Here is a 12,772-nt window from a genome sequence, read left to right on the forward strand (position 1 = left end):
GTTCGGCCGGTCGGGGCGGTCGCCACCATTTGAATTCGAGAACGAGTTGCCATGGCGTCAACACCGGTCGGTACGCGGATGCGCCGACGACACAGGTTGTTTCGCAACCGAATCGACCCCTTACTGCTCATCCTAGACCTCATCGCTCTGCTGGCCATCAGCGTTACAGTCAACATCGACGACGGTGCGTGGCCGGTCGCTTTCGGCCTTGTCGGTGCCGCGATCACGGCGCTCGTTTTGGAACTGGCCGGCTTCTACCGACCACGGCTGACGCTCTCGGCGCTCGACGACATGCCGCGGCTGGCGGGGTGGTCGTTGATCACGTCGGGAGTGTTGTTCGCCGTCGGTCGTCAGGGCGTCAGTCACGCCAAGGTCGCGCTGTACGCGACGATCGTGTTCGGCGCTTTGCTCTTGGTTCGCGTCGCGTACTACGCGATGGTGCGCCGTCGGCGTCGGGCGTCGTCGCAGCACCGGCTACGTGCGGCCATCGTCGGTGGCGGCGTGGTTGCGGTCGAGTTGATCGAGAGCACGCTTGAACAACCCGAACTCGGGGTGGACGTGGTGTTGGCTGTCAGCGACGATCCGATGCCGGAATTGTCCGGTACCGGCGTGCCGATCGAGGCGGGCGTCACCGAGATCCGAAAGTTGGCCATTGCCAACGATCTCGACGCGGTGATCGTCTCGTTCAGCTCGTTCCCGGACTCGCGGCTCGTCGGACCGCTACGTGAATGCGACGAACTGAATTGCGAGATATTCCTTGTGCCAAGGCTTTTCGAGATGGTCTCGCTGTCCTGGGAGATGGATCGGATTCACACCATTTCGCTGATCCGGATGCGTCGAGGCGCGTTGCGCACGTGGTCGTGGAAGGCGAAGCGTGTCTTCGACGTGGTCGTGGTGGCCATCGGCCTGCTCCTGCTGAGCCCCATCCTGGCGGCGACCGCGACTGCGGTGTATCTCAGCGATCCGAGCGCCCCGATCATCTTCCGTCAGAAGCGGATCGGTCGCGGTGGCCGACTGTTCGACGTTCTCAAGTTCCGGTCCATGCGACCCATCGAGGCGGGCGTCTCCGATGCGGAATGGCAACCGAGCCAGGAGGACCGGATCGGGCGCGTCGGGCGAGTCATTCGGAAGACCTCCCTCGACGAACTGCCGCAGCTGTGGAATGTGTTGCGCGGCGACATGTCGCTCGTCGGGCCACGCCCAGAGCGTCCACACTTCGTCGAACAGTTCGAGACCTCCATCCCCAGCTATCGCGACCGGCACCGGGTGGGTGTCGGACTCACCGGCTGGGCGGCCATTCACGGGCTCCGTGGTGACACCAGCATCGAAGACCGTGCGCTCTACGACAACTTCTACATCGAGAACTGGAGCGTGTGGCTCGATGTCAAGATCCTGATCCGAACGGTCGGATCAGTTTTGCGCGGCACCGGCGGTTGAGCCGCGGTTGCGCGCGCTTGCGGTGGGTCGGTCGGTTATGATCCGCCGCATGACGGCAACGGTCGGGAACAGCGACGACATCGTGCTGTCGGTCATGATCGATCCGATGCGACGCGCGGTGACCGCATACGGCCGAGAGCCGGTGGTGTTCGCGGCAGGCCGGGTCATCGACCGAATCCACCGACATTTCGGCGCTTCTGCCGAGTTCGTACGCCGTTCGTCGTGTGAGTGCCAGATCCGAATCGGCGCCCATCCCGACAGAGCCGAATTCATGAGGAACGTAACCTCAATTCTCGGCGCGCACGTGGTCGAGACGCGCGAACACACGTACTTCATCGAGACGTGTATCGGTGTGGCGATCGGTGCCGATTTGCCTTCGGGGCCGACGGCGGACAACCTCGTCGAGTACGCCGACGCCGCGTTGTGTTCGGCGCTCAGTCGCCGGTTCATCGTGGCGTATGCGGGGCCGACGGTCGCCGAGTCGGTGCGCGGCGATGTCGACCTGGCCTGCCGAATGAAACTCTCGGACGACGAGGACTTCTTCGTGGTCTACCAGCCGCTGGTGGATCTGCCGGATCGACGTGTCCTGGGCTATGAATCCTTGCTGCGGTGGCGAACTCCCGAGGGAATCGTGTCGCCGGATGTGTTCATGACCGTCGCCGAGAGCACGTCGATGATCGTGCCACTTGGGCGGCGCTCGATTCGTGAGGCGGTGAGTGCGCTCGCGACCGACATCACCCCGCGGCACGGTCCGGACGCGTTCATCAGTATCAACTTGTCGACCCAGCAGCTCTACGACCAAGGCATCGCCGACTACGTCGTCGGACTCGTCGACGAGTTCGGTGTTCGCGCGCAACAGATTTGGATCGAGATTCGCGAGAACGAGGTCATCAACCTCGATTCGATCGCGGCAGATGCGATCGAGCAGTTGCACTTGGCGGGATGTCGTATCTGTGTCGACGATCTCGGTTCGGGCTTCTCGGCGTTGAGTTACCTGCGCGATCTGCCGGTGGACGTGCTCAAGGTCGACCGGTCGCTGATCGCCCGTCTCGTCGATGACGGGGGCATCAATCGCTCTGTGGTGCAGGCGATTTGCGACATGGCACGGGCCGCGGGAATCCAGACCGTGGCCGAAGGTGTCGAGGACGCGGCCCTGCTGCCCGAATTGGCATCACTCGGGTTCGACGTCGGGCAGGGCTTTTTGTTCGGCCGTCCGGCGGACTCGCCGTCGGCGTGAGTTCTCGTCAGTAGTAGTACGGGAATGCATCCCAGTCGGGAGATCGTTTCTGCAGGAACGCATCTCGTCCCTCGACGGCCTCGTCGGTCATGTACGCCAATCGGGTCGCCTCGCCCGCGAAGACCTGTTGGCCCATCAGTCCGTCGTCGGTGAGGTTGAAGGCGAACTTCAACATGCGTTGTGCGGTAGGGGATTTCCCGTTGATCTTGCGTCCCCATTCGATCGCGGTCTGCTCGAGGTCGGCGTGGTCGACGACGCGGTTGACCGCGCCCATGCGGTGCATGGTCTCGGCGTCGTAGGCCTCGCCGAGGAAGAAGATCTCGCGCGCGAACTTCTGGCCGACCTGCTTGGCGAGGTAGGCGCTGCCGTATCCGGCGTCGAAGGAGCCGACATCGGCGTCGGTCTGCTTGAAGCGGGCGTGCTCGCGCGAGGCGAGGGTGAGGTCGCAGACGACGTGCAAGGAGTGTCCGCCGCCGGCCGCCCAGCCGTTGACGACGGCGATGACGACCTTGGGCATGGTGCGGATCAGGCGCTGGACCTCGAGGATGTGCAGGCGTCCGCCCTCGGCTTTGACGCGGGCCTCGTCGACGGTGTCGGCGGTTGCCGCGGCGACGTCGTCGTCGTGGGTGGTCGAGTACTGGTAGCCGGAGCGTCCGCGGATGCGTTGGTCGCCGCCGCTGCAGAATGCCCAGCCGCCGTCTTTGGGGCTGGGGCCGTTGCCGGTGAGGAGGATGGTGCCGACGTCGGGGGAGCGGCGCGCGTGGTCGAAGGTGCGGTACAGCTCGTCGACGGTGTGCGGGCGGAACGCGTTGCGGACTTCGGGGCGGTCGAAGGCGATGCGGACGATGCCGTTCGCCCGACCCTCGCCGACGTGGCGGTGATAGGTGATGTCGGTGAGGTCGGCGAAACCGGGGACCACCGCCCACTGGGTTGCATCGAACGGGTTCGGGCTGGTCGCGTCGGTCATGAACTCACCCTAATGCTCCAGTATCGGGCGCGGAAAACCGCAGGTGAAGCCGTCAATCCTTTGTTCGGACGATTTCTTTCTGGCACCCTGGACTGCGTGAGTACCTGGGCGATCGTGCTGGTCGTGGTGGCGGCGTGGATCGTCGTCTCCATTGTGGTGGCGCTCGTCGTCGCCCGGGCCATCAAGATTCGCGACGAGAAGGAGCGCGGCCCGAGCTTTGTGCCGGACTACGTGCCCGACGACGCGCCTTCGCGCGGCCCCGGAACGGACGGCTGAGCGCCTCTTATACGGTTGAGCGGTGAGCGACGCGAACGATGCCCCCGCCGAAGTCGAGGATCCCCACGAGGGAGGCTTCCGTGCGCACACCGCGATCACCACGACGCGTGGCGGCCCGCGATACGCAGAGTTCAGCGAACAGGTGCGCGCGCTCATGGACAACGCGCGCTACGCGTGCCCCGAGGAGGGGCTCACCGACGAACTGATCGATGAGCTCGCCGCGATCAACGCGAAGCTCGCCGCCGTCCGGATCGACGAGTGGCATTCGCCGGCCGGCACCCGCATCGACCTCCCGTCGCGCGGCAACATCACGCTGCCGCCCTACACGGTCGACAGCTACAGCGAAGAGGGTGTGCACGCCACCCTCACATTCCGCGATTTCCACCTCGGCGGCAACAACGCCGCGCACGGCGGACACATCGCGGTCGCCTTCGACGACCTCGCCGGTTTCGCGTCGGCGGTCGCCATCCAGGGCGTCAGCCGCACGGCTTATTTGACTGTGCAGTATCGCTCGATCACGCCGCTGAACAAGCCGCTGCAGTGTCGCACCTGGGCCGACAAGATCGATGGCCGCAAGGTGTTCATCAAAGGCGCCTTGCACGACGGCGACCGACTGTGCGCCGAGATGGACGGACTTTTCATCAAGCTGAATCCAGGTCAGCCGTAAGGGTTTCACGTTTCCGCCGCGATGACACCGGTGACGGGTGCTGGCTGGATAATTCCGTCCGAGGTCCTGAGTGGTGTCATCCGTACGGACTCTTATCGGTTCATTTATGTCCCCGGAATGGGGGACTCGTTGTTCGGATGTGTAGTTAGGCGACGAAAGTAGTTCGCGGGGAACGTCTTTCGTTTTCGGAAATTGGTCCGAACGGGCGACATTGTCGGTACTCAATCGATCGTTGGTTCCTGCTAACTTCTGAGTCACCCGATTTCCTGGGAACCTCTCTCGACCGAATCGTTGGGGCCTTTCATGACGAAGTCGTCTGTTCGGAAATTCACTCGTACTCGCCGCATCGTGGCGTCGTCAGGGATCGCGGCCGCCCTGTTGGCCGTGGCCCCGGTGGCCGTTTCGGCTGCGGAGGATTCGCCCAGTGGATCGCGCTCGGGGAGCGACTCATCCTCGGAGTCCGCTGATTCACAACAAGATTCGAGCTCCAAGACCGACGACGACGGCGACTCGGCGAATAAGGATGACGACGGTGATTCGCCGAAGAAGGACGACGCCGGCAACGAGTCCGGTTCTCCGGGTTCTCCGTCCGGCGACAAAGAACACGGTGATGAGAATGCAGATGACGAGGCCGAACCGGCCGAGAAGTCCGAGACTCCGCCCGAGAACACCACCGCTCCCAAGGTTGCGGAGACCACGCCCGACGTGACGCAAACCGAGGTCACCACCCCCGCTCGTCGGACGCCCTCGCTATTGCCTCGCCCGCACAAGACCTACACCGTGCCCGGTCTCTCCACACCTGATCACGATCGTGACTCCGGCGATGCACCGCCGAAGTCACGGAAGGTTGCTGATCCGGTGGACGTCGCGGCGCCGGTGGTTGCTGCGACGCCCGCCGTCGCTCCCGTTGGATTGGATCTTGGTGAGTCCAAGTCCGAAACCGCTTACATCACAGCGCTTCCCGTCAAGGCGAAAGACGGCAAGGACGGAATCCTGAGCGCGTTCACCAGCGCAACGGGCAAGGGCGGATTGATCCTGCTGAACCAGAGCGCGGTGGTTCTCGGTGTGTTGAACCGGCGGTCGCGGGGTGATGGCTCGGACTACCTCGGTATCCTCGGACCGGGTGAGAGATTGACGCTGCCGACGCAGGTCGTGGCCACCGGGTCGTTGGGTAAGCACACCTGGGACGACGAAGCAGACGGCGTCGAACTGAACGAGCCTGTGGTGCAGTCGTTCTTGTCGCGGTCGGTAGTGGCGTTCGATGTGGTCGTGCCGGATGCGGTGGATGAGGGAAATCTCTTCTACGACAATGGGGATGCCGACTTCACGCTGATCTCCGGTGCCGAATCCTACGTTCCCAACGCCATCGCGGGTGATCCCGTGGCCGCGGGTGTCACCTACCGAGCGTCGGACGACGGCTCCACGGTCACCATCACCAACAACGGGACGAATCCCATCGCCATCGGTGACAGTGCATCGTCGAGTCCGGGGTCGGTGGTGATCGTCGAACCGGGTGGTAGCGCGGACTTCGCAACGTCGAATACCCAGATTCTCGTTGTACAGGGGCAACGTGTTGGCGCAGATGGCGTCACCCCGGAAGCTGGTGGAACGCCGGTGGTGCTCGGTCAGATCGACGTCGCCGCATCGTCGATCGTCACGACGGCCGAGGCTGTCGAAGACGTCAACGGGAACTCGATTCCCAATGCGGCACTCCAAGACTGGGCGGGCCTGGACCCCGACGACCGATTCCTCGACGGCGCTGACGATCCTGCCCCGACCGAAACTGTCACATTTGAGAGTGCCGATGGAGTCACCTACGAGGTGGCTGAAGATGGCTCGACCATCACCTTCCACAACGACTCCGGCCGCGATATAGGTGTCATTGCGGTCAACCTGGCCAACCAGGGACCGGTTGGTGACGGAATCTACGTGATCGGTGCCGGCGACTCGGCAGTCTTGCCGGTACCCGCGGACGCGACCTATTACATGGTGCAGGCGGACCGAACGACGAGTGGTCCTGTAGTGCTTGGTGCCGTGCTCTCGTTTGATGGGCAGACGGCGAGCCCTCCGTTCGGCGCAAGCCCGCCGATCAAGACCGTGGAGCAGGCGTCCGTGGATCCGGACAATGACTACGTCGACCCGTACGACGCGGACTACGAAGCGGTCCCGACCAACACAACGGTCGCGGACTGGTACCACGAGGGCGTCTACTACTCCCGCGACGACAGTTCGGTCACCATCCACAATGACAGTGACCGATCAGTAGGCGTCGTGGTCACGAGTGGCACCACCTGGCAGTTAGATGTCATTGAGTCGGGCGGTGAGAAGACCTATGTGCCTTCGGGAGTCGACAACCCGACCTTCCTGTATGTGCAGGCACCACGACGAGACGACGGATCGGCGGCACCGTACGGGTACGTCGGGATCAACTTCGACGGCACCACGACGCAGGTTGTCTCCGGCGATCTCAACTCTTCGGACAACATTGCCGCGATGGGAACCAACAAGTGGGTCGACCCGGATCCTTCGAACAACTACTGGGACCCGCGAGACGATGACCCCCTTGCCATTGCGAACTCCGTGTATCCGGCGAACGGTGTTTACGGCTCGCTGGGGGATGTCGGAGTTGCAGCGGACGTCAACCCGGGAACCGGTAGCGTCACCATTTCCAATGACGGCGACGAGAATCTGGTGGTCCTCGTGTACTCACAGGACGGTGAGTACGAATTCGTTCCGCTTCCCGCGGGAGGATCGGGCCAATTCGTGGCAGACACCAGCCACGTCTATCTCGTACAGGGCGCCCGGAACGATATGGGCCAGCCCGTGATTTATGGATTCGTCGGTGCTGGGGCGTCCGGTGTCCAGGTCCTCGACGGCGACGACCTCGTCGGTACTTCCACGCCTACAGGTCATTACACGGGAACCGTTGACTCGACATTGTCAGGCACCATCCAGTACCAGCCGCTCTCGTTGCCGGCGCACGGCACTGTCACGGTTGATCCGCAGACCGGAAACTACCTGTACGTGCCCGGAGACGGTGTCGAGCATGACGCCGCCGGGGACGGGCCGAAGACCGACACGTTCGCAATCCTTGCGCTCGGAAGTTCGGGTGAGTTTCGTGTCATTCCAGTGGTCATTGCGCTCCAGACGACCAACGACAACCCCGAACTCGTGGGCCATGTCGACAACGGATCGTCGGGGACGGTGACGGTGTCCGATGCGGACGGTGACGTGCTGGAGGCCAACTATGGTGAGACTCCCAGCGAGGCCAGCGATGTCGAGTTCTCGTATGACGAGGGATCGACCATCGAGATTCTTTACAACTACACGCCGTCCGCCGAGGTGGCGCATGCGGCGGCGGGCGATGGTCCCAAGACCGATTCGTTCACGATAGTGGTCAGCGACGGCCATGGCGGAACGATCACGATTCCGATAACCGTTGCGATCACTCCGCAGAATGAGAATCCCGTTGCGCCGGAGATTGTGTCGGGTGGTTACACCGGTTCGGTTGCGGGTGCCGATGCTGACGGTGATGCGTTGACGTATGTGGTGTCGGATGCGCCCGAGCATGGGACGGTGGTGGTCAATGCGGATGGGACGTTCACCTACACGCCGAATGATGGTGTGGCGCATGCGGCTGCGGCGGGTGGTCCGTCGTCGGATGAGTTCACAGTGACCGTCGATGACGGGCACGGCGGCACCGATACGAGCGTGGTGACGGTGGCGATCACGCCGGAGAACGAGAATCCGGTGATCGGCAGCATCACGCCGGGCACCGCGGACCCGGTTACCGGCGCAGTGACGTACACGGTTACGACGACCGATGCTGACGGCGACACCGTCACCTACACGGTGACCGGCGATGGCAGCGGCGGCACCATTGTCAAGAACGATGACGGCACCTTCACCTACACGCCGGATGCGACCCAAACGGCCGGCTATACGGAGAAGGTCACTGTCACGCTGCAAGACGGTCATGCGGGGCAGGCGTCGCAGACGTTTGACGTGGTGATTCCGGAGAAGCAGACGCCGGAAGAGCCAGAGCAGAACTTCTTCGAGCGTGTGTTCGCTGCTATCCAAACTGCGGTGGCGTCGTTCGGCGAGTCGGTGTCGGTTGCGTGGCAAGCGTTCCTCGACTGGCTGATCGGGTTGTTCTCGCAGCAGAACTCGTCCAGCAACAGCTGAGTCAGGATTGGACATCGTCCCCTGAATCAGAGCAGCCGTGGGGTCTATTGGCTCCCGCATCGATGACACCGGTGGGGGCTGTCGACTGGATAATCCACCCGACGGAGGGAGCCGTGTCATCTGTGCGGACGTCTGGCGGATTCTTGAGTCGGTCGATCACCAGACACGGGGTACTGCACCTGCTCGGTAAGATCTGCTGCTCAGGGGGCCACACCGAGCAGAGGCGAAGGCGATGGCGAAAAGACTGGTCGTGTGCTGTGACGGCACTTGGAACACCTTCGGTCAGAAGCACCCGACCAACGTCAGGAAGGTCGTCGACGCGGTCAAGGTCGGCACGTGTGCGAACGGTGTCGAACAGATCGAGCCACTGTATGTGGCCGGCGTCGGGACCCACTGGTGGAACAAGATCACCGGTGGTGCAGTGGGATTCGGGCTGTCAAAGAACGTCAAAGAGGGCTATCGGGACATCGTCGATGCCTTCGACCCGGGTGACGAGATCTTCCTGTTCGGGTTCAGCCGCGGCGCTTACACGGCGCGGAGCATCGCCGGGTTCATCCGCAACTGCGGAATACTCAAGCGGGAGAACAGAGATCGGGTCGACGAAGCGTTCGCGCTCTATCGCGGCGAGGTGAAGCCGAGCGACCCGGAGGCGGTCGCCTTTCGCGAAAGGTATTCGCACGAGAGCCGGATCCGGTTCATCGGAGTGTGGGACACCGTCGGCTCGCTGGGAATGCCTGATCTCGGCGAATCGAAGCTCGCCAACAAGATCAACAAGCGCTGGGAATTCCACGACACCCAGCTGAGCAACTATGTCGACTCCGCCTACCAGGCGCTGGCCATCGACGAGAAACGGAAACCGTTCGAACCGACACTGTGGGTGGCGAAGCCGGACCGGCCGGCCGATCAGGAACTTGAGCAGGTGTGGTTCTCCGGCGTGCACTGCAACGTCGGTGGCGGTTATGCGTCGAGCGAGCTCAGCAACATCCCGCTCGTCTGGATGCTGAAACACGCGAAGGAACACGACCTCGAGCTGAACCAGGAGATCGGCGATGCCGAGCGCGTGGGCTCATCGTCGGTGCCCACGATGACGGCGCTTGACCTGATCACCCGATACCTCACCCGGACGAACGCCTTCGCCAAGCTCGACGAGTCCAGGAAGGGATTTTACAAACTCATCGAGCGGGTGGATCGAACGATCGGAAAGGGTTATCCGGAAAGCGAATTCGTGGCGTCGAGCGCCGAGCAGCGAAAAGACGACGATGAGTCTTATCGGCCACCGGGACTTGTCGAATACCTCAAGGCTGACGGGCAGGTGAAGGATGTGGACTACCTGCCGGACGAGCGGGGCTGACACGGCAATTGCGCGGCCAAGTAGTGGCGGTCACCAGGCCTTCGAGGCTCGTCGCTTGCGCTCCTCGCACCTCAGGCAGCGGAATCTCGGAGCGTGAAAGGGCCTTTCAGCCAGGCTCAGCGTGTGAGTTCCTCGGCGTCGATGGCGAATCCGGCGTCGCGGAGCCGGTCGATCAGCGCGTCACCCATGGCGACCGCCGGGGTCAGCACTCCGGCGTGGGCGGGGAGCTTGTCGCGGTCAAGGGCGAGGGCCAGCGCGCTCTCGCCGAGCATCACCGCAGTGGCTTTGTAGCCGGGGTCGCCCTGGGCGCGCATCGTCGAACGGAAGCGGCGCCCGGTAGTGGTGCGGGTATACACATCGGAGACGAAAAAGCCTGCATCCCTGGACTTCTCGGACGGGCCGTTGCCGGGTTTGGGGAGGACGCGGTCGAGGAGTCGGCGGGTGGGTCCGAAGCTCATCGCACCGAAGAACGCGCCGGTGCCGACGCCTACCGCGCCTGCGGCGAGGGTCGACACCCCCGGTATGCTGCCCACGTTCATCGTCTCCGCGTAGTGGAAGTCCTTGCCGTAGGCATTGTGCAGCAACGCATTTGAGCGTCGAACGATGCGGGTGTTGTGGGAGGCCATGAAGAACGGGGCCAGCGTGCCGCGCAGCGACGGATCGACCTTCTTGGCGCTGACGACGCCGATGTCGCTCGGCTCCGACGACAGGCTCGCCTTCGGCACGTCACCAGGGCCGCCGGACAGGGCTTGCGGATTCATGATGAGGCGTCGGACCTGAGCATCTCGGGCCTGCTCGGTGATCACGCGCATCGAGTCGACGGTACCGCCGGAGACACCGCCCTTGAACGAGCGAAGCACGAAGGTGGTGTCGGTCATCTCGCCCGCGTCGTCGTCGGCGACCTTGCGGTACAGCGCGTAGACGCCGAGATCGGAAGGCACCGAATCGAATCCGCAAGAATGGACGATGCGGGCGCCGGAGGCAACGGCGGTGTCGTGCGCCTTGTCGATGGAGTAGCGGACGAAGGGGACCTCGCCGGTGAGGTCGACGTAGTCGGTGCCGGCGGTGGCGGCGGCGACCACCAGCGCCTCGCCGTACTTGAGGTACGGGCCGACGGTGGTGCAGACGACGCGGGTGCGGGCGCACAGGGCGTCGAGCGCGGCAGGCGACGACGAATCGGCGACGATGAGCGGCCACGACTGGGCGCGTTCGGGCAGGCGCTTGCGCACCGTCGCGAGTTTGGTCTCGTTGCGTCCGGCGAGGGCGATCTTGGTGCCGATCGGTGCATGGTCGGCCAGATAGCGGGCGGTGAGTTCACCGACGAAGCCGGTGGCGCCGTAGACGACGACGTCGAACTCGCGGGCGGACTGTGGTTGCGATGCTTCCCCGGTCATGGTCGCGAGCCTACCTGTCGGCTGTGGCGACGGTCACTCCTGTCCGCGTCGTAGGTAGCGGGCGGCGGCACGGGCTGCGAATGGTGCCACGAACAGCATCAACAGGACCCGCAGGATCTGCGCGGCGACCACGAAGGCGACGTTGCCGCCGGCCGCCGTCGCGGCGGCGAGGACGGCGTAGATGCCACCCGGGGTGGTCGCGAGATAGCAGTCGTACATGGACTCGCCGGTCCACCACGACAGCAGCACACCCAGCAGCGCGCAGCCCACGCCGATCGCGAGGATCAGTACCAACGCGAACGGCAGGACGCGTCCGATCGCGCGAAGCCGGGGAAGCGTGAAACCAAGGCCGGCCTGCCAACCGATCACCGCGTAGGCGATGGTCAGCAGCATCGGCGACACCGCGGCGTCGCCCGCGATCCCGGTGAGTTCGGCGATGGTGGCCAACGCCATCGGAGTGAGGAGCGCGCCGGCGGGTACATGCAGCAGACGGCCCAGCGGGATGCCGACACCCATGCACACGGCGAGCAGCAGCAGACCCCAGGCTTGGTCGGTCCAGCTCGGTGTTTCCGTGGTGACCGCCGATGAGGACTGGCCGAACACGAGCGACGCGACCAGCGGGATCGACACGGTGACCAGGGCGACGCGCAGGTACTGGATGACCGCGACCATCCGCTCGTCGCCGCCGAGTTCACGCGTCACCACAACCAGGCCCGACGCCCCTCCCGCGACGAGTGCGAGCGAACCGGTCAGCGGGTCCACCTGCTTGTGCAGACCCAGGAGCGCACCCCCGGCCACCGACAACGCCAGGGTGCCGACGCCGATGATCAGAACCGGGAACCATGCGGAGCCGAGGCCGGAGAGGGTGTCGGTGTCGGCGATGGTGCCGATATACACGCCGAGCACGCCCTGCGCGGCCAGAACGTATCGGCGGGGGATGACGGGGGCGTCGGGGTCGTCGGGAGTCTCGGGGCTGGTGGCGCGGGGTCGGGGTGCGAGTCCCGCGATGGCCAGGACACCGGCGATCACCAAGCCGGCGAAGAGAGCCGCTGCGTCGACGTCGAAGAGTTCCAGAAGGTAGGTGGCGGCTGCGGTGAGGAGAGCGAGAAGCAGCCAGCGACGCATTGGTGCCAGGGTAGTTGGGTTGCGTGTGATCTCGACACGGTGCCTCGCTGCGCTCGGTACCGGCTCGATCCGGCGGATCTCGACACGGTGCCTCGCTGCGCTCGGTGCCGGCTCGATCCGGCGGATCTCGACA

The 12,772-nt window shown here is 64.2% G+C and carries 9 protein-coding genes; 6 read left to right on the plus strand and 3 right to left on the minus strand.

Going from position 1 to position 12,772, the window contains the following annotated elements:
• Window positions 1–51: 51 nt before the first annotated feature.
• Together ACWDTF_RS08010 and ACWDTF_RS08015 are read left to right on the plus strand one after the other, a co-directional pair.
• On the plus strand, window positions 52–1,437 hold the full coding sequence (locus ACWDTF_RS08010) for a sugar transferase (protein ID WP_449754252.1): 1,386 nt from the start codon (window positions 52–54) through the stop codon (window positions 1,435–1,437).
• Window positions 1,438–1,486: 49 nt separating this feature from the next.
• Window positions 1,487–2,674 (plus strand): EAL domain-containing protein, encoded by a 1,188-nt coding sequence (locus ACWDTF_RS08015; RefSeq protein ID WP_449754253.1) that lies wholly within the window; start codon window positions 1,487–1,489, stop codon window positions 2,672–2,674.
• 7 nt (window positions 2,675–2,681) lie between these two features.
• Here the strand turns inward: ACWDTF_RS08015 and ACWDTF_RS08020 are convergent, their stop codons facing one another.
• Window positions 2,682–3,641: a 1,4-dihydroxy-2-naphthoyl-CoA synthase gene (locus tag ACWDTF_RS08020; protein WP_240859692.1), complete on the minus strand. Its 960-nt coding sequence runs from the start codon at window positions 3,639–3,641 to the stop codon at window positions 2,682–2,684.
• Between the two features lie 96 nt (window positions 3,642–3,737).
• Here ACWDTF_RS08020 and ACWDTF_RS08025 point away from each other — a divergent pair, with 96 nt between their 5' ends.
• The 4 genes from ACWDTF_RS08025 to ACWDTF_RS08040 all read left to right on the plus strand — a co-directional run bounded on the left by ACWDTF_RS08025 (window position 3,738) and on the right by ACWDTF_RS08040 (window position 10,120).
• Window positions 3,738–3,917, plus strand: a complete 180-nt coding sequence (locus tag ACWDTF_RS08025) for a hypothetical protein (RefSeq protein ID WP_355279140.1) — start codon at window positions 3,738–3,740, stop codon at window positions 3,915–3,917.
• Between the two features lie 22 nt (window positions 3,918–3,939).
• On the plus strand, window positions 3,940–4,584 hold the full coding sequence (locus ACWDTF_RS08030; RefSeq protein WP_449754254.1) for a PaaI family thioesterase: 645 nt from the start codon (window positions 3,940–3,942) through the stop codon (window positions 4,582–4,584).
• A 348-nt stretch (window positions 4,585–4,932) separates the two neighbouring features.
• Complete coding sequence (locus ACWDTF_RS08035) at window positions 4,933–8,769, plus strand: Ig-like domain-containing protein (protein WP_449754255.1); 3,837 nt, start codon at window positions 4,933–4,935, stop codon at window positions 8,767–8,769.
• A 232-nt stretch (window positions 8,770–9,001) separates the two neighbouring features.
• The gene (locus tag ACWDTF_RS08040) at window positions 9,002–10,120 is read left to right on the plus strand and encodes a DUF2235 domain-containing protein (RefSeq protein WP_449754256.1); all 1,119 of its coding nucleotides are present in this window, start codon (window positions 9,002–9,004) and stop codon (window positions 10,118–10,120) included.
• Between the two features lie 116 nt (window positions 10,121–10,236).
• Here the strand turns inward: ACWDTF_RS08040 and ACWDTF_RS08045 are convergent, their stop codons facing one another.
• Complete coding sequence (locus ACWDTF_RS08045; protein WP_240860063.1) at window positions 10,237–11,514, minus strand: saccharopine dehydrogenase family protein; 1,278 nt, start codon at window positions 11,512–11,514, stop codon at window positions 10,237–10,239.
• Between the two features lie 33 nt (window positions 11,515–11,547).
• Window positions 11,548–12,639 (minus strand): AbrB family transcriptional regulator, encoded by a 1,092-nt coding sequence (locus ACWDTF_RS08050; protein ID WP_240860064.1) that lies wholly within the window; start codon window positions 12,637–12,639, stop codon window positions 11,548–11,550.
• Window positions 12,640–12,772: the final 133 nt, after the last annotated feature.

It is taken from the genome of Gordonia sp. NPDC003422, from assembly GCF_053588675.1.